This window comes from Rudaea sp. (genome assembly GCF_057139185.1).
The window spans coordinates 142,895-163,677 of sequence record NZ_DBNHDN010000045.1 but is presented as its reverse complement, the minus strand read 5'-3'; the positions used below and the strand labels follow the sequence as shown (position 1 = coordinate 163,677).

General features: G+C 65.6%; 19 protein-coding genes. 16 read left to right on the top strand and 3 right to left on the bottom strand.

Features of this window, described 5'->3' with window-relative positions; all coding sequences use genetic code 11:
* The coding region (locus AC16HO_RS16385) for a helicase HerA-like domain-containing protein (protein WP_484335588.1) at nucleotides 1–1,328 on the bottom strand (1,328 nt) is incomplete at its 3' end.
* 194 nt (nucleotides 1,329–1,522) lie between these two features.
* On the opposite strand from AC16HO_RS16385, the gene AC16HO_RS16380 reads away from it, so the two are divergent.
* From AC16HO_RS16380 to AC16HO_RS16370, 3 genes are all read left to right on the top strand, one after another.
* On the top strand, nucleotides 1,523–3,058 hold the full coding sequence (locus tag AC16HO_RS16380; RefSeq protein ID WP_395642298.1) for a transglycosylase SLT domain-containing protein: 1,536 nt from the start codon (nucleotides 1,523–1,525) through the stop codon (nucleotides 3,056–3,058).
* Nucleotides 3,059–3,107: 49 nt separating this feature from the next.
* Nucleotides 3,108–4,022 (top strand): alpha/beta hydrolase, encoded by a 915-nt coding sequence (locus AC16HO_RS16375; protein ID WP_395642297.1) that lies wholly within the window; start codon nucleotides 3,108–3,110, stop codon nucleotides 4,020–4,022.
* Between the two features lie 209 nt (nucleotides 4,023–4,231).
* Nucleotides 4,232–5,506, top strand: a complete 1,275-nt coding sequence (locus tag AC16HO_RS16370) for a hypothetical protein (protein WP_395642296.1) — start codon at nucleotides 4,232–4,234, stop codon at nucleotides 5,504–5,506.
* A gap of 88 nt (nucleotides 5,507–5,594) precedes the next feature.
* On the opposite strand, the gene asd is transcribed toward AC16HO_RS16370, so the two are convergent.
* Complete coding sequence (gene asd, locus AC16HO_RS16365) at nucleotides 5,595–6,434, bottom strand: archaetidylserine decarboxylase (RefSeq protein WP_395642295.1); 840 nt, start codon at nucleotides 6,432–6,434, stop codon at nucleotides 5,595–5,597.
* 131 nt (nucleotides 6,435–6,565) lie between these two features.
* On the bottom strand, nucleotides 6,566–7,207 hold the full coding sequence (locus AC16HO_RS16360; RefSeq protein ID WP_395642294.1) for an SCO family protein: 642 nt from the start codon (nucleotides 7,205–7,207) through the stop codon (nucleotides 6,566–6,568).
* A 39-nt stretch (nucleotides 7,208–7,246) separates the two neighbouring features.
* On the opposite strand from AC16HO_RS16360, the gene prmB reads away from it, so the two are divergent.
* The 13 genes from prmB (at nucleotide 7,247) to AC16HO_RS16295 (ending at nucleotide 20,774) form a co-directional block, all read left to right on the top strand.
* Entirely contained in the window at nucleotides 7,247–8,164 is a 918-nt protein-coding gene (gene prmB, locus AC16HO_RS16355) for a 50S ribosomal protein L3 N(5)-glutamine methyltransferase (protein ID WP_395642293.1), read from the top strand.
* Between the two features lie 45 nt (nucleotides 8,165–8,209).
* On the top strand, nucleotides 8,210–9,316 hold the full coding sequence (gene aroC / locus AC16HO_RS16350; protein ID WP_395642292.1) for a chorismate synthase: 1,107 nt from the start codon (nucleotides 8,210–8,212) through the stop codon (nucleotides 9,314–9,316).
* Nucleotides 9,317–9,325: 9 nt separating this feature from the next.
* Nucleotides 9,326–10,303 (top strand): 2-hydroxyacid dehydrogenase, encoded by a 978-nt coding sequence (locus tag AC16HO_RS16345; protein ID WP_395642631.1) that lies wholly within the window; start codon nucleotides 9,326–9,328, stop codon nucleotides 10,301–10,303.
* Nucleotides 10,304–10,399: 96 nt separating this feature from the next.
* On the top strand, nucleotides 10,400–11,428 hold the full coding sequence (locus AC16HO_RS16340; protein ID WP_395642291.1) for an aspartate-semialdehyde dehydrogenase: 1,029 nt from the start codon (nucleotides 10,400–10,402) through the stop codon (nucleotides 11,426–11,428).
* Nucleotides 11,429–11,756: 328 nt separating this feature from the next.
* On the top strand, nucleotides 11,757–14,171 hold the full coding sequence (locus AC16HO_RS16335) for a motility hub landmark protein FimV (protein WP_395642290.1): 2,415 nt from the start codon (nucleotides 11,757–11,759) through the stop codon (nucleotides 14,169–14,171).
* A gap of 90 nt (nucleotides 14,172–14,261) precedes the next feature.
* On the top strand, nucleotides 14,262–15,047 hold the full coding sequence (gene truA / locus AC16HO_RS16330; protein ID WP_395642289.1) for a tRNA pseudouridine(38-40) synthase TruA: 786 nt from the start codon (nucleotides 14,262–14,264) through the stop codon (nucleotides 15,045–15,047).
* Nucleotides 15,044–15,691 (top strand): phosphoribosylanthranilate isomerase, encoded by a 648-nt coding sequence (locus AC16HO_RS16325; RefSeq protein WP_395642288.1) that lies wholly within the window; start codon nucleotides 15,044–15,046, stop codon nucleotides 15,689–15,691. Before truA ends, AC16HO_RS16325 begins: the two co-directional genes overlap by 4 nt.
* A 10-nt stretch (nucleotides 15,692–15,701) precedes the next feature.
* Nucleotides 15,702–16,700, top strand: a complete 999-nt coding sequence (locus AC16HO_RS16320) for a cupin-like domain-containing protein (RefSeq protein WP_395642287.1) — start codon at nucleotides 15,702–15,704, stop codon at nucleotides 16,698–16,700.
* A 245-nt stretch (nucleotides 16,701–16,945) separates the two neighbouring features.
* Nucleotides 16,946–18,190, top strand: a complete 1,245-nt coding sequence (gene trpB / locus AC16HO_RS16315; RefSeq protein ID WP_395642286.1) for a tryptophan synthase subunit beta — start codon at nucleotides 16,946–16,948, stop codon at nucleotides 18,188–18,190.
* Entirely contained in the window at nucleotides 18,187–19,008 is an 822-nt protein-coding gene (gene trpA, locus AC16HO_RS16310) for a tryptophan synthase subunit alpha (protein ID WP_395642285.1), read from the top strand. Before trpB ends, trpA begins: the two co-directional genes overlap by 4 nt.
* A 166-nt stretch (nucleotides 19,009–19,174) precedes the next feature.
* A complete protein-coding gene (gene accD, locus AC16HO_RS16305) occupies nucleotides 19,175–20,041 on the top strand; it encodes an acetyl-CoA carboxylase, carboxyltransferase subunit beta (protein WP_395642630.1) in 867 nt (288 codons plus the stop codon).
* A gap of 52 nt (nucleotides 20,042–20,093) precedes the next feature.
* A complete protein-coding gene (locus AC16HO_RS16300; protein WP_395642284.1) occupies nucleotides 20,094–20,381 on the top strand; it encodes a GIY-YIG nuclease family protein in 288 nt (95 codons plus the stop codon).
* 111 nt (nucleotides 20,382–20,492) lie between these two features.
* Nucleotides 20,493–20,774, top strand: a complete 282-nt coding sequence (locus tag AC16HO_RS16295; protein ID WP_395642283.1) for a HigA family addiction module antitoxin — start codon at nucleotides 20,493–20,495, stop codon at nucleotides 20,772–20,774.
* The last annotated feature ends 9 nt before the right edge of the window (nucleotides 20,775–20,783 follow it).

Sequence of the window (20,783 nt, the reverse complement as noted above, 5' to 3'; positions counted from 1 at the left end):
GCGCCGGCGGGCGCGGCTCCGGCGCCGGCAGCGGCGCGCGCCTTGAGCAGCTCGAACGCCGATTCGCGATCGACCGCCGTCTCGTACACGCCGGCGACGAGCGAATTCGCGATCAGCGCCTGGCGCTGCTCGGTGCTGATCGGCCCGATCTGGCTGCCGGGCAGCAGCACGAACGCGCGCTCGGTCGGGCACGGGCGGCCCTTCGCGTCGAGAAAGCTCACGAGCGCCTCGCCGACGCCGAGCTCGGTGATCGCGGCGCCGATGTCGAGGCCGGCGTTCGGCCGCATCGTCTCGGCCGCCGACTTGACCGCCTTCTGGTCGCGCGGCGTGAATGCGCGCAGTGCATGCTGCACGCGGTTGCCGAGCTGGCCGAGCACGACGTCGGGCGCATCGTCGGGGTTCTGCGAGCAAAAGTACACGCCGACGCCCTTGGAGCGGATCAGGCGCACGACTTGCTCCACGCGCTTCTGCAGCGCAGGGGGGCAGTCGTCGAACAGCAAGTGCGCCTCGTCGAAGAAGAACACGAGCTTGGGTACGTCGAGGTCGCCGACTTCGGGCAGCTTCTCGAACAGCTCGGACAACAGCCAGAGCAGGAAGGTCGAGTACAGCATCGGCTTGAGGATCAGTTGATCCGCGGCGAGGATGTTGACTACGCCGCGCCCGGACATGTCCTGACGCATGAAATCGGCGAGGTCGAGCGCGGGTTCGCCGAAGAACGCATCGCCGCCGGCATTCTCGAGCTGCAGCAGCGAGCGCTGGATCGCCGCGATCGAGGTCGGGCTGATCAGGCCGTACTGCGCGGACAGTTCCCTGGCGTTGGCCTTGTCCGCGGCGAAGTTGAGCAGCGCGCGCAAGTCCTTGAGGTCGAGCAGCAGCCAGCCGTGGTCATCGGCGGCCTTGAACACGACTTCGAGCACGCCGGACTGCACGTCGTTGAGTTCGAGCAGGCGCGCGAACAGGGTCGGGCCCATCTCGGACACGGTCGCGCGCACCGGATGGCCGAGTTTGCCGTAGATGTCCCAGAAAATCACCGGATTCGCGCTCGGGGTGAAATTCGTGATGCCGAGCCTGTCGAGGCGCGACTGGAGTTTGTCGTTGACTACGGCGGCCTGTGACAACCCGGCGAGATCGCCTTTGACGTCGGCGAGGAACACCGGTACGCCGAGCTTGGAAAAACCCTCGGCCATGACCATCAGCGACACCGATTTGCCGGTGCCGGTCGCACCCGCGATCATGCCGTGGCGGTTGCCGTACTTCGCGTGCAGAAACACGTCCGGCGATTTGCTGCCCGCCAGTTGGCTCTTGCCGAGCAGGATGTCGTTGGCCATTGCTACCCCGTGTCCGTCGAAAACTCCGCGTGAATATTCGCATGACCCGGTGTGCCGCGACAAAGCAATTTCGCCGCGACATGCGTTCGATCCCGCGAACCGCGGCTGAATGGATGAGCGTGGTCGTGAATCAAGGGTTGTCGCATCGCTGCGCGCTGTGTAACGTGTGCGCGTTTCTTCGTCGGGTGATCGGAATGTTGAATTTTCGTTTGAGTGTCGCGGTTGTGGTGACGATCGCGCTTGCCGGGTGTGCCGGCAATCCGGCGCAGAAGCAGTCGGCGAAGAACGGGCAGGAAAAGCCGAGCCCAGCGGTCGCTGCGCTGTACACGCGCCTCGCCGACGACGAGAAGCGTTACTTCGCCGCGCGCGACCTGGCCACGTTCAGGGCCGACGAGGCTGCGGCGACGGCGTCGTACCAGTGGGCGTGGAACGACGCGCAGGACGCGGCCGCGCTCTGCGCGAAGACGCACGGCTGCGACACGGCGAAGTTCGATGTGGCATTTGCGCGCATGTCCGGACAGGCGGTGGCTGCGGCGCCTGCGGGCGAGGAGGCGACGACACCGGAGGCGACGACGAATGCGGGCGAGATCTCCGCGGTCGCCGCGGCTGTGCCCGAAGTGAGCCGTACGGTGACGCTGCTCAAGGGCCGCGAGTTGTCCGAGGTGATGACGCTCAACGGCCCGGTCAAGGTTGCGCTCGAAGAGTGGTTGACCACGCTGCGCCCGTTCCTGATGGACACCTACGAAAACTACCAGTACATGCGCTACCTGATGTGGCCGGAGTACGAGAAGGCCAAGCTGCCCGAGGCGATCCTGTTCGGCATCATGGCCAAGGAGTCGGGCGGGCGGGTGCATGCCTATTCGCGCTCGGGCGCGGCGGGCCTGCTGCAGTTCATGCCGGCCACCGGGCAGCGCTTCGGCCTCGGCTTCGTCGACGGTTTCGATCAGCGCTACGACCCGCAGCTTGCGGCGCGTGCCAACGCTGCCTACCTCAACGAGCAGCTCGCGATCCTCAACAACAATCTCGAGATGGTGATCGCGGCGTACAACGGTGGCGAAGGGCGCATGCAACGACTGGCCAAGAACGCGCCCGACGCGAGTTTCTGGGACCCGGAAATTTTTGCCCAGCTGCCGCCGGAGACGCGCGATTACGTGCCGGTCGTGCTTGCCGCGGCATGGCTATATCTGCATCCGGAAAAATACAATCTGGTGTTTCCGAAGATCGATGGACGCCCCGGCACGCTGGTGCTGCAGAAGAGGGCGTCGCTGGCCGAACTCGCCGTGTGCCTGGGTTCGGAAGGCAACGCGCACGATGGCTGGTTCCGCACGCTGCGCAACCTCAACGCTTCGGTCGATCCGCGTGAGCCGTTGCCGGCATCGACGCCCTTGCGTGTGCCACTGCAACTCGTCACGCTGTACGAAAAGAACTGCATGCGCGGCGTGTGGGGCTCGGTTGCCAGCGACCTGCACGAGGCCGTGCTGGCCACGCCGGTGCAGACCGCGCTCGTCAGTGCGACGCGCAGACCGCCGCCTCCACCGCCGGTGGCGAAGGCGCGCTCCAGGGCCGCGCCGACCTACGTCGTGCGTCGCGGCGAGACGCTGAGCTCGATCGCGCGCAAATTCGGCTGCGGCAACGCCAACGAGCTGGCCCACGCCAACGGCATCAAGCCCAGGGACGTTGGCAACGTGCATCCCGGGCGCGTGCTCCAGGTCGGCGTCTGCACGCGCTAGTCCAGCGCCGAGCAAAATGAACGCGTCGTTCGCCATGCGATGCGCATGCATGCTGCCGACGCTGCTGCTTGCGTGTTGTGCGGCGCCGCCCACGCGCCACGCTTCCGCTGCACCACAGGGCGAAATCGTCGAGGCCGGCGCGTACTCGCCGGCGCTCGAAGGCAGAATCGACTATCGCATCTACCTGCCGCCTGGATACCCCGGCTCGACGCAGCGCTATCCCAGCCTGTACCTGCTGCATGGACGCGGCGATTCGATGACCGCATGGGCACACGTCAAGAACGATCTCGATGTGCTGATCGCTGCCGGGAAAATTCCGCCGCTCATCGTCGTCATGCCGGATGCGCCATGGTCCGGTCGCGGCAACTGGTATGTGGACTCCGCCTACACTGGCACCGACCATCCCGGCCGACCGGTCGAGACGGCGTTGACGCGCGATCTGGTTGCAGCGATCGATGCGCGCTACCGCACCGTCGCCGAGCGCAGCGCACGCGCGGTCGGCGGCTACTCGATGGGCGGCGCGGGCGCGCTGCGTTACGTCATCATTCATCCGAAGCTGTTCGCTGCGGCACTCGTGCTCAGTCCCGCGGTCTACCATCCGCTGCCGCCGAAGGATTCCTCGACGCGCGAATACGGCGCCTTCGGCGTCGGCAGCGCGCGCTTCGACGAGGACCGCTATCGCAGCCTGAGTTATGCCGCCGCGTTGCCGCGCTTCGATCCGCATTTCCCCGTGCGCGTGTTCCTCGCGGTCGGCGACAAGGAGCATGTCAATCGTGCAGCGGAAGACGCAAGCCACGACCTCGATTTCGAAACCGCCGTCGTCTACAACAAGCTCGTGCGCACGCCGGGCGTCGCCGCCGACTGGCGCGTGTTCGGTGGCGGGCACGACTGGGACGTTTGGCAGCCCGCTTTCGTCGAAGGCGTGCAGAAGCTGTTTCGCCGCACCGCCACACCGCGCGATTGACATTTTCGCGTCGACCGACACAAACTCCGGGACGCTGCTGCCGCGTGCAGCGCAAGGATTGCCGCACCGCTCGCCCATGCGGCAGGGAGCAGTACGAGGGCGAAGCCCGTCCACCGTGTTCCGTCGCCGAGATCCCGAGCCCGTCCACCGGGCCGGGCCGGCAGCGGCACGGCTGCCGGTTCAAGGTCATTTCGCAAGAGGGTTCTTCGATGAAAGCAATTCGGACGGCGGCGCTTGCCGCCGGCATCAATGCACTATGCCTTTTCGTTTCCGCCCAGGCCGGCGCTGCCGGCGACAGCCGCTGGTCCGATGTGACCAGCAGCATGCGGGTCGCCCCCGCGCTGACGCCGAACACGCTCGGCGACGCCGCGCAGGATCTGGTCTACGTGCCGATCGCACCGTGCCGCATCGTCGATACGCGCCAGTCCTACGGCGGCTCGGGTCCGCTCGCGGCAAATTCGACGACCGCGTTCGACGGCGTTGCCGCCAGCTTCGCCGGGCAGGGCGGCAAGGCGAGTGATTGCGGAATTCCCGCCGGCGCCGCCGCGCTCGCGACGACGATCGGAGTGCTCGATGCGACCGCCCAGGGCGATTTGCGCGTTTGGGCCGCGGACGGAACCGTCCCCAACGCGTCGATCGCGGTGTTCAGCCCGGCCGTTACCGGAGCGCCACAGCCCGGCCAGATATTCTTCAGCGGTGCCTCGGCGATCATTCCGTTGTGCCAGACCGGGTGTCCGCAAGGCAAGGAATTCAAAGTGCTCGCCGAGGCCGCGCAGCTGGATCTGACGATCGACGTGACCGGCTACTTCCGTGCGGCGGTAATGCCCGCGGTCGCCAACGGCGCGGGTCAGGGTCTCAACTGGGGCACGATCGCGCGCGACGTGGTCGGCAACGCGACCGCGCAGCTGCGCAACGACGGCACCGCGCCGCTCGGCACCGGCTCGCTCGAGATCACGGTCGGCAGTGGCAGCGACAAGGTCCATTTCGGCGATCAAGTGTCCTTTGCCGGTACGGCGCTTGCGACCGTCAGTCAGGTCGGCTACGTGGTCAAGACGACGCAGGAAAACATCGACGCGGCCAGTGGCGCCGCGAACATGCCGTCGATTCAGATTGAACTGTGGACCAAGGGCGTCGTCGGTTCCGGCTATTCGACTCTGAACTATTCACCCACGGTCAATTCGACGGCGTATGCGTGGAGCGGCTACATTGACGCCGCTGCCGATACGAGCAACGCCTGGGGACTCACCGGGTCGGCATTCAACAGCCCGGCGACGGCGGCAAATTGCGGCATCAACGGTCCGCGTTGCACGTTCGCGCAGGTGAAGACGCTGCTGACGTCACCGCCCTACAACGCGACCATGATCAGCTTTGGCGTGGGCAAGGGCCGCGACTATCCCTGGCACGGCGAGATCGACAGCGTGCGCCTGAATGGCACGACCTACGACTTCGAGGCACAGGGCGTGCGCAGCGTGCCGACGCCTTGACGCGCCGACGCCGCACCGCGCAGGCCATGCGCGGCGGAAACGACGAAAAACGCCCGCATTGCGGGCGTTTGTTTTTTGCCCGGACCGGTCACGCGAAGCGGGCCATGGCCTGGCCGACCTTGATCGTGGCGCCGGCAGTCATCCGCGGCTCGAAGACGAGCGGCGCCGCGTTGAGCAGGATCACGGTCGAACCCATGTTGAAACGGCCCATTTCGGCGCAACGTTCGAGGCGGATGTGTTTCTCGCGCCAGTCCTTGTGCGTGATCGTGTTCGCGTAAGGCGGGATCTCGAGGCCGCTCCACACCGTCTCCACGCTCGACACGAGCATGGCGCCGACCATGACGACGCAGAACGGCCCGTGCTCGCCGTCGAAATGGCAGACCAGGCGCTCGTTGCGCGCGAACAGCCGCGGCACGCCTTCGACCGTGAACGGCGCGACGCTGAACAGGCGGCCGGGAATGTGCACGGTCTCGCGCAGCGTGCCGGCCAGCGGCATGTGCACGCGGTGATAGTCGCGCGGCGACAGGTACACGGTGGCGAATTGTCCACTAGTATACTTTTGCGCTTCGAGTTCGTCGCCGAGCAGTTCGGCGACGCTGAAGTCGAAGCCCTTGGCCTGGAAGATGCGCCCGCCCTGGATCGCTCCGGCCTGGCTGATCCTGCCGTCGGCCGGGCAGGCGAGCGCACGCGGATCGACCGGCGCGGTGCGCGCGCCCGGCGCGAGCGCACGCGTGAAGAACGCATTGAAGCTTGCGTAGGCGCGCGGGTCGGGCTGCGCGGCGTCGCCCATGTCCACGGCGTAGTTCTTCACCACGGCGTCGATGAGGAAATTCTTCCACGGCGCCCACGTCCAGCGTGTCGCCCGGTAGATAACGCGCGACAGTGCGCGGTGCGGCAGCAGGTATTGCAGGAGTAGGCTGAGGGTCATGGTCGAGAGCAGAGCATCTTTAACACGGATAAAATCTGATGAGAGCGGATAAATGCGGATCAAGATTTGACAGTATTTTCATCCGCCTTGATCGGCTCTTTATCCGCTCTGATCTGCGTTAAACGCTTTCGTTATTTCAAGTTCGCCAGCGTGGTCATGTCGTCGGCGAGATCCTTTGCCGCGAATGGCGGACGGAACAGGCCGACGAGGCGGCCCTGCGGATCGACGATGACGATGGATCCGGAATGATCGACTTCGATGCTGCCGTCGTCCTTCTTCGTGCGTGAATAGACGATGCCGAGCGCGCGCGTGAGCTTGCTCAGTTCGGCGTCGGTGCCGGTCGCCGCGAGGAAGTCGGGACTGAAGAAGCCGACGTACTTGGCCAGCGTGTCGGGCGTATCGCGCTCGGGATCGACCGAAACGAAATCGACGCGCAGCTTGTCCTGCGCGCCGCGCTTGCCCAAGGACGCCCAAGCCGCCTTGAGTTCGGCCAGCGTGGTCGGGCAGACGTCGGGGCAGGTCGTGTAGCCGAAGTAGACGAAGTTCCAGTGACCGCGCCAATCGGCCAGCGTCAGCGGCTTGCCATTTGCCTGCTGCAACTGGAAGTCGGGGATCGTGCGCGGCGCGGGATAGAGCAGGGCGCCGGCGAGTTTCGGTTGCGCCGGTGGGTGCGCGTAGCGGTTGCCGAGCCACAGGCCGAAGGCTGCGACGACGGCCGCGAGGACGATCAGCAGGGCGACATTCGGACGCGTGGCGGGAGCAGGCGAGGTCATGCCGGCATTATAGCGGGGCCGATTCGGTATACTTCGGCCATGACCACCGAACTTTCCACGATCATCGACTGGATCCGCTACGGCGCGAGCCGTTTCGCCGGTGCCGGGCTGACCTTCGGCCACAGCTACGACAACGCGCTCGACGAAGCCACGCACCTCGTGCTGCACACGCTGCATCTGCCGCACGATCTGTCGCCGGCCTACGGCTCGGCCAGGCTGACCGCAGCCGAGAAGAAGGCCGTGCTCAAGCTGATCGAGCGTCGGGTCAAGGAACACAAGCCGGTCGCCTACCTGACCGGCGAGGCCTGGTTCGCCGGGCTCAAGTTCAAGTCCGACGAGCGTGCCCTGGTGCCGCGCTCGCCGATCGCCGAGATGATCTTGAACGGCTTCTCGCCCTGGCTGGACAATGTCGAGGTACATCGCGCGCTCGACCTGTGCACGGGCTCGGGCTGCATCGGCATCGCGATGGCCGCGCACAATCCGGGCTGGCACGTCGATCTCGTCGACGTCAGCGACAAAGCGCTGTCGCTGGCGAAGGAGAACATTGCCTTTCAGAACGTTGAAGACCGCGTACGCGCGGTCAAGTCCGACCTGTTCGCCAGACTCAAGGGCGAGGTCTACGATCTGATCGTCAGCAACCCGCCCTACGTCACCGAGGACGAATTCGCCGCGCTGCCGCCCGAATACGACCATGAGCCGGCGCTGGGTTTGAAGGCAGGCCACGACGGCCTCGATTTCGCCCTGCGCATCCTCGACGAGGCGCCGGCGCATTTGTCGAAGGGTGGCATGCTGATCGTCGAAGTCGGCGAATCGGAGCGCGCATTGAGCGAACTGCTGCCGAAGCTGCCGCTCAACTGGATCGAGTTCGAGGTCGGACAAATGGGCGTGTTCGCGATCGCGCGCGAGGAAATCGTCGCGCATGCGAAGGCGATCAAGGCGGTGTTGAAGAAGCGCTAGCTTCTCCTCTTCCGTCGGGAGAAGGAAATCAAAAGCGAGTCGAGTGTGTCGAGCAATTCTTTCGGAAAACTTTTTACCGTCACGACCTTCGGCGAAAGTCACGGCCCCGCGATCGGCTGCGTCGTCGACGGCTGCCCGCCGGGGCTGGAAATCGCTGCAGAAGAATTCCGCCGCGACCTCGACCGCCGCGCGACCGGCAAATCGCGCTACACCTCGCAGCGGCGCGAGGCCGACGAGATCGAGATTCTTTCCGGGGTCTTCGAAGGCAAGACCACGGGCACGCCGATCGCGCTGCTGATCCGCAACACCGACGCGCGTTCGAAGGACTACGCCGAAGTCGCGCAGACGTTCCGTCCTGCGCATGCGGACTACACGTATTGGCAGAAGTACGGCATCCGCGATCCGCGCGGCGGCGGGCGCTCGAGCGCGCGCGAGACAACGATGCGTGTCGCCGCGGGTGTGATCGCGAAAAAATGGCTCAGGCAGCGCTTCGGCGTTACCGTGCGCGGTCACCTCTCGCAGATCGGCGAAATCGTGCCGAAGGCGTTCGACTGGAATGTGGTCGAGGATAATCCGTTTTTCTGGCCCGACGCGGCGATGGTTTCCGAACTGGAAAAGTACATGGACGCGCTGCGCAAGTCGGGCGACTCGGTCGGTGCGCGCGTCACCGTCGTCGCCGACGGCGTGCCACCGGGCTGGGGCGAGCCGATCTACGGCAAGCTCGATCAGGACCTCGCCGCGGCGCTGATGTCGATCAACGCGGTCAAGGGTGTCGAGATCGGCGACGGTTTCGCCTGCGTCGCCCAGCGCGGCAGCGGGCATCGCGACGAGATCACGCCGCAGGGTTTTCTGTCCAATCACGCCGGCGGCATTCTCGGCGGCATTTCCTCGGGCCAGCAGATCGTCGCCTCGATGGCACTCAAGCCGACCTCGAGCATCCTGATTCCAGGGCGCAGCGTGAACCTCGCGGGCGAGCCCATCGACGTGCGCACGATCGGCCGCCACGACCCCTGCGTCGGCATCCGCGCGACGCCGATCGGCGAGGCGATGGTTGCGCTCGTGCTGATGGATCACGCGCTGCGGCATCGCGCGCAGTGCGGTGACGTGGGCGAGATCGAACCGCGCATTTCGGGTTCGGTCGAAAGGAGCTAGCCCGTGAGCATGCAAGCGGAGCGTCCTCGCGTCTGGGTTTCGCGCCCGCTGTTCGACGACATCCTCGGCCGGTTGCGTGAACATTTCGACATCGAAGTCGAAAACGAAGATCACGACTGGTCGCGCGAACAGATGGCGCAGAAGCTGCGCGACAAGACCGGCGCGATCCTCGGTGTGGCCGACCCGGTCGACGCGAGTGTGATCGCGCACACGCCGTTGCTGCGCGCGGTCGCCAACCGCGGCGTCGGCTACAACAATCTCGATATCGCCGCATTGAAGAAGGCCGGCATCATCGCGACGAACACGCCCGGCGTGCTCGACGAAACCACCGCGGACTTCGCCTGGACGCTGATGCTCGCGGCCGCGCGGCGCGTGACCGAGGCCGAACGCTGGCTGCGCGCCGGCAACTGGAAGGGCATGTCGTTCCACATCATGCTCGGCGGCGACATTTACGGCAAAACGCTCGGGGTTTTCGGCATGGGCCGCATCGGTCAGGCGATCGCGCGGCGCGCGGCCGGCTTCCGCATGCCGGTGATCTATCACAATCGTTCGCGCGTCGCGGCCGACATCGAGGAGGCCTGCGAGGCGCGCTACGTCGATCGCGACACGCTGTTGCGCGAGGCGGATTTCATCGTGCTTGCCGTGCCGCTGAGCGCCGAAACGCGGCACATGATCGGCGCGGCGGAGCTGGCGGCGATGAGGCGCGACGCCTACCTGATCAACATCGCGCGCGGTGGCGTGGTCGACGATGCGGCACTGGTCGCGGCGCTGCGCGAAAAACGCATCGCCGGCGCGGGTCTTGACGTATTCGAGCACGAACCCGAGGTACCGGCCGAGATGCTCGCGCTCGACAACGTCGTGCTGACGCCGCACATCGGCAGCGCCAGCCTGGCGACGCGGCGGGCGATGGCGTCGCTGGCGGTCGACAACCTGATTGCGGCGCTCGGCCATGGCCTGAATGCGGGGCGGCCGCTCAATGTCATTTAGACGTCCAGACGGCTGTTTTACGCCCCCGGATTCGCGTGCTATGCTGCTGCGCAACAAACAAGAATCCACTCCCCGAAGCCGCGAGTTGACGTCACGATGAGCAAGAAAGAGAAATACAAGGTTGCAATGGTCGGTGCCACCGGCGCCGTCGGTGAAACGTTGTTGGGCATACTCGCCGAGCGCAAATTCCCGATATCCGAACTCGTGCCGCTGGCGAGCGAGCGCAGCGCGGGTGGCAAGGTCGAGTTCAACGGCAAACAGATCACCGTGCAAGACCTCGCGAAATACGACTTCCATGGCGTCGACATCGCGTTCTTCTCGGCCGGCGGCAGCGTGTCGAAAGTGCACGCGCCGCGTGCCGCCGCAGCGGGTGCGGTCGTCATCGACAACACTTCGGAATTCCGCTATCAGGACGACATTCCGCTCGTCGTCAGCGAAGTCAATCCGCATGCGATCGCGGGCTACACCCGGCACGGCATCATCGCCAATCCGAACTGTTCGACGATGCAGATGCTGGTCGCGCTCGCGCCGATCCACCGCAAGTACGGCATCACGCGCATCAACGTGGCCACCTACCAGTCCGTTTCGGGCGCGGGGCGTTCGGGCGCGGAAGAACTCGGCAAGCAGACCGCGGCGCTGCTCAATTTCCAGGAATATCCGCCGTCGAAGTTCAGCAAGCAGATCGCGTTCAACGTGATCCCGCACATCGACGAGTTCCAGGCCAACGGCTACACCAAGGAAGAAATGAAGATGGTCTGGGAGACACAGAAGATTCTAGAGGACAAGTCGATCCTCGTGAACCCGACTGCGGTGCGCGTGCCGGTGTTCTACGGCCACTCCGAAGCGGTGCACATCGAAACACGCGACAAGGTCACGGCCGAGCAGGCGCGTGCGCTGCTCGAAACCGCGCCCGGCGTGAAAGTGATCGACGAGCGCAAGGCGGGCGGCTATCCGACCCCGGTCGGCGACGCGGCAGGCAAGGACGAAACCTTCGTCGGCCGCATCCGCGAGGATGTCTCCCACCCGCACGGGCTGGATCTGTGGATCGTCTCCGACAATATCCGCAAGGGTGCCGCGCTCAACGCAGTGCAGGTCGGCGAGTTGCTGATCGCTTCATATCTTTGAGCAAGTTTCGACCTCTCCCTGAGTTTTCCCGGCTCGGAAAAACCTGTCGCGGATCGAGTACGCAGGTGCTCGATCCGCGACAGTCGAGCCCGGGCTTTCCCGGAACCGGGAGCATCCGGAAAAGCCCGGAACCAACTTTTTCGGGCCATCCTTGATCGGGTAGGCATTCCGCGGCCACGCTCGCGTTGCCGAGCCCTTGCGAAAAGCGCAATGGCGTTTCATAGTTATGCCCCTTAGATGATGTGCATTCTAAGAAATGCATGACCGGGGCTATCCCGGTGTTCCAGCGTTGCGCCTGAATCAAATCCGATTCCTCGGGGGAAATGCCATGAAAGGGCCGATCAAATCCGTGCTGTCCGTTGCCTTGGCGATGGCCACAAGTCAGGTGTTCGCGCTGGGTCTGGGGCCAATCCAGATCAAGTCCGGGCTCAACCAGCCGCTGCTTGCGGAAATCCCGGTCGTCGCCGATACGGCGGCGGAAGTCGAGGACCTGCGTGTGGGCCTGGCTTCGGCCGAGGATTTCCAGCGTGTAGGCCTGAGCCGGGCGCGCGTTACCGTGCCGATCGAATTCAGCGTCGCCAGCAACGGCCGCGGCCAGAAGGTGATCCGGCTGACGACCAAGGAGGTCGTGCGCGAACCCTTCCTCGATTTCCTGATCGAGGCAAGCTGGAGCAAAGGCAAGCTGTTGCGCGAATATTCGGTGCTGCTCGACCCGCCTGTGACCGCGCCGGCCGTGCTCGCGACCGCGCCGAAGGTCGCGGAAAAGCCGAAACCGGTCGAGGCCACGCCGCGCGCGCCGGCCAGCCAGCCGCGCGAGGAAACGCCAAAGCCCGTAGCGCAGGCCGCTCCGGTGTCGCGTTCGGCCCCGGCGGCCGCGGCGGCTCCGGCTCCGGCCAAGGGCGAGTACACGGTGCAGCGCGGCGACACGCTGTCACAGATCGCGAACGAGGTCGGCGACAATCCACAAGACTTCAATCGCACGCTGCTGGCCCTGTACAAGGCCAACCCGGAAGCGTTCTATCGCGACAACATGAATGCGCTGAAAACTGGCGCGGTGCTGCGCATTCCGACGTCCGCAGAGGTGCGTGCTGCCGGCTCGCTGAACGAGGCTGCGGCGGCCGTGCGCGCGCAGCAGCAATCCTGGCAAGGACTCAACGCCGCGACGCTGGTCGCGAACACGGGCGCCGCGCCCGCGACCGACAAGCCGGCGGCGGCAGCCGCCGGACAGAAGCACGGAGCCGAGCGCCTGGCTCTGGTGCCGCCATCCGCGAGCACCGGCAACGAGACCGGCACCAGCCATGGCGGCTCCGCGGAGGGCAGCAAGGATGCAGCCGCACTGCGTGCCGATCTTTCGCGCACCAAGGAGGCATTGACCAGCCGCGACCAGGAATCCAGCGAACTGAAGTCGCGCGTCGCCCAACTCGAGGACATCAACAACAAGAGCCAGCGCCTGATCTCGCTCAAGGATTCGGAAATCGCCGAACTGCAGAACAAGCTCAGGCAACTCGAGGCCGGCAAGGGCATCACTAAACCGGGGGAAACCGCCGCTGCAGAGCAGGCAGCCAAGCAGACGGCATCCGCGGCCCCGACACCGGCACCGACAACACCGGCAGCTCCGACGCCCACGCCGGCAGCGCCAGCGGCGGCCGCCCCGACACCCGCGTCCGGATCTGTGTCGGCGGCGCCGGCAACTGCGCCTCCCGCCGGGAACCCGCCTGCCGCGACCCCTGCGGCTGCGGAGCCGTCCGCGGTGGCTGCGAACCAGCCGGCAGCTCCGGCAACACCTCCGCCTTCACCCGCCCCCAAACCTGCCGCAGCCGTCGCCAAACCGGCAACGCCGCCTGCGGCGGCGAAGCCATGGTATGCCGACTACGTCGGCGACAATCCCTATTTGGTCTATGGCGGCGCCGGTGGGGTGCTTCTCCTGCTCGCGGGGTGGCTGCTGAAGCGCGCGTCCGGCGGGAAGAAACCCAATCCGCGCCCCGCGATCGCCGCGATGGCCGTGGCGGATTCCGAAGCGGTCGCGGAAGATCCGCACGCGCAACTGGAGCCGGAATCCGAGATCGAGCACCACCATGACGGTGCGCCGGATGCGGATGCCGCCTACGCCGAGCCGCACGCCGGCGAAGACGACGAAATGGAGCAGTTGCGCCATCATTTCGACGACGGCGACAGCGACCGCTTCGTTGCGCTCGCGCATGAGCTGCACGAGAAATACCCGGAAGATTCGGCCGAATGGCAGGAGGTCGCCGAATTGGGCCGACAACTGCTGCCGGGCAGTCCGCTGTTCGCCGCCGCCGCGTACGTCGGGCATGGCGGTCATGATCCCGACAATTTTTTCTTCGACGAGGAACCGGGTTCGAGCGGCGAAATCGCCGCAGCCGCGGAAATTGACGCCCACGATACCCGGATCAAGGCGATGGACGATCTCGATGAGCCGCTTGCGTTCGAGCCGCACGGGCACCCGGGCGAGAAGACCGACGAGTTGCGCCACATGGAGTTCAAACGCGAGCTCGACAAGCACCTCGACCTCGAGTCCGAACAACTGGCCGAGGAGGAAAATGCCGGCAGCCGCCAGGGCTTCCTCGACGAGGATACGATAGGCACACGCCTGGATCTTGCCCGCGCCTACCTCGACATGGGCGATCCGGAAGGCGCGCGCTCGATGCTCGACGAGGTGCTCAGCGAAGGCAGCGCGGCACAGAAGGAAGAGGCACGCAAGCTGCTTGCCGAATTGAGTTGAGCGTTGCACACGGCCGCCGGCGAGCGGCGGCGTCGACAGAAGGGCGCGCTGATACAATCGGCGCGCTTTCTTGTTTTCGGCAGAAGTCTTTTGCGCATCGCACTCGGCATCGAATACGACGGCACCGACTTTCACGGTTGGCAACGGCTGAGCCACGGGCCCAGCGTGCAGGCGGCGGTCGAAGCGGCGCTGTCCCGGGTTGCCGACCAGCCGGTCGAAATCCTCTGTGCCGGGCGCACCGATGCCGGCGTGCACGCGCGCTGCCAGGTCGTGCATTTCGATGCCGACGCAGCGCGCAGCATGCGCGGCTGGACCTTGGGCGCGAGTTCGAATCTGCCGAGCAGCGTCGCGGTACTCTGGGCGCAGGTCGTCGCCGACGATTTCCATGCGCGCTTTTCCGCGCTCGCGCGCCGCTATCGCTACACTATCCTCAACCGCCCGGTGCGCGCCGCGCTTGAAGCGCGATACGTCGCCTGGGAGCGCGCGCCGCTCGATGCCGCGGCGATGCACGCCGCCGCGCAGGCTCTCGTCGGCGAACACGATTTCAGCGCCTTCCGTACGGCCGCCTGCCAGGCACGCACACCGATGCGTTGCGTGCACGAAATTTCGGTAGCGCGCGAAGGCGACCGCGTGGTCGTCGAAATCCAGGCCAACGCGTTCCTGCATCACATGGTGCGCAATGTCGTCGGCAGCCTGCTGCCGGTCGGGCGCGGCGAGCAAGCCCCCGACTGGATTGCACGGCTGCTGGCAGGCCGTGACCGCGCCGCGGCCGGGCCGACCGCCGTTGCCCAGGGGCTCACCTTCGTGCGACCGTACTATCTTTCACAATATGGTTTGCCAGCCGAATTGGGCTGGCCGGCGGAGGAGGCACGATGAAGCCGGGATATCGGAATCTGCGCACACGCATCAAGTTCTGCGGGATGACGCGAATCGAAGACGTGCATGCCGCGATCGCGCTTGGCGTCGACGCGATCGGCGTCGTGCTGACCGAGCAGAGCAAGCGCTTCGCCGGCATCGAACGTGCGGTTGAGATCCGCATGTTGTTGCCGCCCTTCGTCGATTTCGTCGCGCTGTTCATGGACGACCAGCCGGGCTTCATCGCCGAGGCGGTCGCTGCGGTGCAGCCGGACCTGTTGCAATTCCACGGCGGCGAGACGGCGGAGGAATGCGTGCGTTATCGCGTGCCGTACCTGAAAGCGATCGCGATGGGCGGGGGCGTCGATCCGGCCGCAATGGTGCGTACGCATCCTGCGGCGGCAGGTTTCGTGCTCGACGGTCATGCGGTGGGCGAGCAGGGTGGCAGCGGCAAGAGTTTCGACTGGTCGGCCGCAACGCAGGTTTTCGTCAAGCCCGTCGTGCTCGCGGGCGGCTTGAATGCGGACAACGTCGGCGTGGCAATCCGCGCAGTCCGTCCGCATTCGGTCGACGTATCCAGCGGCATCGAATCGGCGCCGGGGATCAAGGATGCGGCCAGGTTGCGCGCCTTCGTCGACGCCGTGCGCGCGGCGGACGCGGCATAAGCGAACGTGCATGACCGAAGCGATCGAGGAATTCGAAGGCGCGAACGCGTTCGCGCGCGAAGACCTGATCGGTCGCGAGCGGCCGCTCGTAATCCGCGGCCTGGTGGGCGACTGGCCGCTCGTGTGCGAATGCCTTGCCGATGCCGGTTTCGCCGCCCGCCTTGCCGCGTTCGACAGCGGCGTGCCGGTCGATGCGGTGGTGATGCAGCCTGAAGAGGACGGCGTGATCGGCTACAACGCGGACTTCGACGGCTTCAACTACGAACATCACCGCGTTCCGGTCAGCAAGGGCCTGCAACGGCTGCTCGATCTGGCCGGACACGAACGCGTGCCCGGCATCGCGATCCAGAGCGCGCCGATCGCGAAATGCCTGCCGGGTTTTCTCGCCGGACACACGCTGCCGTTTCTCGATGCCGGCGTGGAGCCGCGCATCTGGATCGGCAACCGCGTCACCACGCCGGCGCATTTCGACGAGTATCACAATATCGCCTGCGTGTTGCGCGGGCGGCGGCGCTTTACCCTGTTCGCACCCGAGCAGGTCGGCAACCTCTACATCGGGCCGCTCGAATTCGCGCCGACCGGCGCGGCAATCAGCCTGGCGAGGCTCGACCGCCCGGACGATCCGCGGTGGCCGCGCCTGAAGACGGCGCTCGCCGCGGCGCAGGTCGCCGAACTCGCGCCGGGCGACGCGATCTACATTCCGCCGATGTGGTGGCATCACGTCACCTCGCTCGACCCGATCAACGCGCTGGTCAACTACTGGTGGAAATTCGTGCGCAGCGACGGTTATGCACCGCCCACGGCGCTCGGCTGTCTCATGCACGACATCCTGGCGTTCAGGTCGCTGCCTGCGGCCGAGAAGCGCGCGTGGAAGACGTTGCTCGATCATTACGTCTTCGGCGAGGACGATCCCGCTGCGCATATCCCGCCCGGGCGTCGCGGCATGCTTGGCGCATTGACGCAGGAACAGGTCGCGAAGCTGCGCGAGACGATACGCCGCTATCTTTGATCGGCCGATGCAGCGCAACCGCGCAGGATTGTGTACGCTATGTCCGTACCATGAGCATTTCGCCCCGTCCATTGCCGCCGTCCGGTCGCTCGCTGCGCCGTTGGCGCCGCGTGCCTGCGGCTGCGGTCCGGTAAGCGAGGCCGCACGGCGCGCCGTCGCGCGCGGGGCCATCGCGGCCCGATCACGAATTGAAGCCGGGCTCGCACGATGTTGCGATCGCGGCGCAAACCGATCCGGAGAATCTCATGCTGGCAAAACCTTTCGACAGCGCCGCGTCCGCCGCGGCATCCATCGATTTTTCGCAGTACCCTGACGAGCACGGCCGCTTCGGCGAGTACGGCGGCCTCTACGTCGCCGAAACCTTGATGGAACCACTGGCAGAACTGCGCGAGGCGTATCTGCGCCTGCGCCAGGACCCCGAGTTCATCGCCGAACTCGACCGCGATCTCACCCACTACGTCGGCCGTCCCAGCCCGATCTACCACGCCGAGCGCCTGTCGAAGAAAATCGGCGGCGCGCAGATCCTGTTCAAGCGCGAAGACCTGAATCACACCGGCGCGCACAAGATCAACAACACCGTAGGCCAGGCGCTCGTCGCCAAGCGCATGGGCAAGCGCCGCATCATCGCCGAAACCGGCGCCGGGCAGCACGGCGTCGCCAGCGCCACGGTCGCAACGCGGCTCGGCCTCGAATGCGTCGTCTACATGGGCGCGGTCGACATCGAGCGGCAGAAGATCAACGTCTACCGCATGAAGCTGCTCGGCGCCGAAGTCGTGCCGGTGACGTCGGGATCGAAGACGCTCAAGGATGCGCTCAATGAGGCGATGCGCGACTGGGTGACCAACGTCGCCGACACGTTCTACATCATCGGCACGGTCGCCGGCCCGCATCCGTATCCGATGATGGTGCGCGACTTCAACGCCATCGTCGGCCGCGAGGCGCGCGCGCAGATGCTCGCGCAATACGGCCGCCTGCCCGATGTCATAACCGCCTGCGTCGGCGGCGGCTCGAATGCGATCGGCCTGTTCCACGCGTTCCTCAACGATCGCGACGTTGCCATCGTTGGTGCCGAGGCCGCCGGCGACGGCATCGAAACCGGCCGCCATGCCGCCTCGCTCGCCGCGGGCCGCCCCGGCGTGCTGCATGGCAACCGCACCTACGTCATCTGCGACGACGACGGCCAGATCACCGAGACCCACTCGATCTCGGCCGGTCTGGATTATCCCGGCGTCGGCCCCGAGCATGCCTGGCTCAAGGACACGGGCCGGGCCAGCTACGTCGGCATCACCGACGACGAAGCGCTGGCCGCGTTCCACGAACTGGCGCGTAGCGAAGGCATTCTCGCCGCGCTCGAATCCAGTCATGCGGTGGCGCAGGGCATCAAGCTCGCGCGTGATCTGCCGAAGGACGAACTGGTTCTGGTCAACCTGTCCGGGCGTGGCGACAAGGACGTGCATACGATCGCGGCGCGCGAAGGGATCGCACTATGAACCGCATCGATCGACGTTTTGCCGAACTCAAGGCCGCCGGCCGCACCGGCCTGATCCCGTTCATCACGGCGGGCGATCCATCGCCCGAGCATGTCGTGGCGCTGATGCACGCGCTGGTCGAGGCAGGTGCCGACGTGATCGAACTTGGCGTGCCTTTTTCCGATCCGATGGCCGACGGCCCCGTGATCCAGCACGCCAGCGAGCGTGCGCTGGCCAAAGGCGTGGGTTTGGCGCGGATTCTCGGCTGGGTCGGCGAATTCCGCCGCCGCGATGCGAACACGCCCGTCGTGCTGATGGGCTATCTCAACCCGATCGAAATCCATGGCTACGCGGAATTTGCTGACGAGGCGGTCGCCGCCGGCGTGGATGGCGTACTGCTGGTGGATTGCCCGCTCGAGGAATCGGCGACGATCAAGCCGTTGGCCGACGCGGGCCTGCATCGCATCTTTCTCGCCGCGCCGACCACGCACGACGCGCGCCTCGCCGCGCTGATCCGCGAGGCGAGTGGATTTTTATACTATGTCTCGTTTGCCGGCGTGACCGGCGCGAACCGGCTCGATCTCGCGCCCGTGCGCGCGCGCGTGGCGGCGATCAAGACGCTGGCGCCTGCGCTTCCGGTCGCGGTCGGCTTCGGCGTGCGCGATGCGGCCTCGGCGGCCGCGATCGCCGGATTCGCCGATGCGGTCGTCATCGGCAGCGCGCTGGTCGAGCAACTGGCGAACTCCGCGGGCGCGAGTGCGGTCACGGACGCCGCGCGTGCATTTCTTGCGCCGATCCGCAAGGCTCTGGACGCGGGTTCGGCGAAAAATGCCGCGTGAGCCGGACAACCAGGATGTGCCAAGGCCGGTACAGCCGGTAGAATGGCCGGCTCCGGCATCGCCCGATCCGGTTCCATCCACGCCGCCGCCGGCGGAATCGGCGGCGGAGCGCATCGCCAGCGCGATGCCCGATACCGGACTATTCGATCGCGAGAATGACTACGACATGAGCTGGCTACAGAAATTGATGCCTTCGCGCATCCGTACCGAAGGCGGCACCAACAAGGGCAAGGTGCCCGAAGGCCTGTGGGAAAAATGCGAGGGCTGCGGTGCCGTGCTCTACGGCCCCGAGCTCGAGCGCAATCTGCAGGTCTGTCCGAAGTGCGGTCATCATCATCCGATCGCCGCGCGCAAGCGGCTCGCCGCGCTGTTCGACGAAGGCTCCACCGAGGAGTTGTTCGCCGCGCTCGAACCGGTCGACGCGCTCAAGTTCAAGGACTCGAAAACTTACAAGGCGCGCATCGCCGTCGCGCAGAAGAACACCGGCGAGAAGGACGCGCTGATCGCGATGCAGGGCAGGCTCAAGGCGCAGCCGTTGATCGCGGTCGCGTTCGAGTTCGCCTACATGGGCGGCTCGATGGGCTCGGTCGTCGGCGAGAAGTTCACCCTCGCTGCGGAGCGCGCGCTCGAACGGCGCGCGCCGTTCGTCTGCTTCTCCGCGACCGGTGGCGCGCGCATGCAGGAAGGCCTGTTCTCGCTGATGCAGATGGCCAAGACCTCGGCCGCGATCGCGCGCTTGCGCCGCGCGGGCGTGCCGTTCATCTCGGTGCTGACCGACCCGACCACCGGCGGCGTCTCCGCCAGCCTCGGCATGCTCGGCGACATCAACATCGGTGAACCCAAGGCGCTGATCGGTTTCGCCGGCCCGCGCGTGATCGAGCAGACGGTGCGCGAGACCTTGCCCGAAGGGTTCCAGCGTTCGGAATTCCTCGTCGAACACGGTGCGATAGACCTGATCGTCGATCGGCGCGAGATGCGCGATCGCCTCGCCACGCTGACGGCATTGCTGATGCGACAGCCGCGCGCGGCTTAAGCCCTGCTCGTCATTCCGGCGAAAGCCGGAATCCAGCGCCTTGGCTCTTGCCATGAAAGAACCAGTCGTTTACATCATGGCAAGCGCTCGTAATGGAACGCTCTATGTCGGTGTGACATCGGATCTCGTCAAACGAGTCCATGAGCACAAGTCCGATGCGGTGGATTCATTCACGAAGAAATATGGCGCACACATGCTTGTCTGGTTCGAGCAGCATCCCACTATGGAGTCAGCCATCTTGCGTGAAAAAGCTATCAAGGAATGGAAGCGCGAATGGAAACTGGCGTTGATCGAAAAATCGAATCCCTATTGGCGCGATTTGTACTGCGATCTTCTTTGAAAGCAAAGGCGCTGGATTCCGGCTTTCGCCGGAATGACGAGTAGAGAGCTTGCTGCCCGCAGCATGTTGTATTTGCACAGACGCCTATAGCACCGAAATTGAGGCACGATCATGATTCACACCCATCCCCATCCTGGCGAAATCCTGAAGGAAACGGTTTTCGCACCGCTGAACCTTTCCGTGACCGATGCCGCCGAGCGTTTGTCGATGTCGCGGGTGGCTCTTTCGCGCGTGTTGAACGGCAAGGCGGGTATCAGTCCGGATTTGGCGTTGCGTCTCGAGAAGGCCGGGATTAGCAGCGCCCGCTTCTGGGTCAACTTGCAGGCGAACTACGATTTGTGGCTGGCGATGCAACATGCTCAGCCACGAGTGCGTGCGCTGCAAGCAGCCTGAGCAGGACCA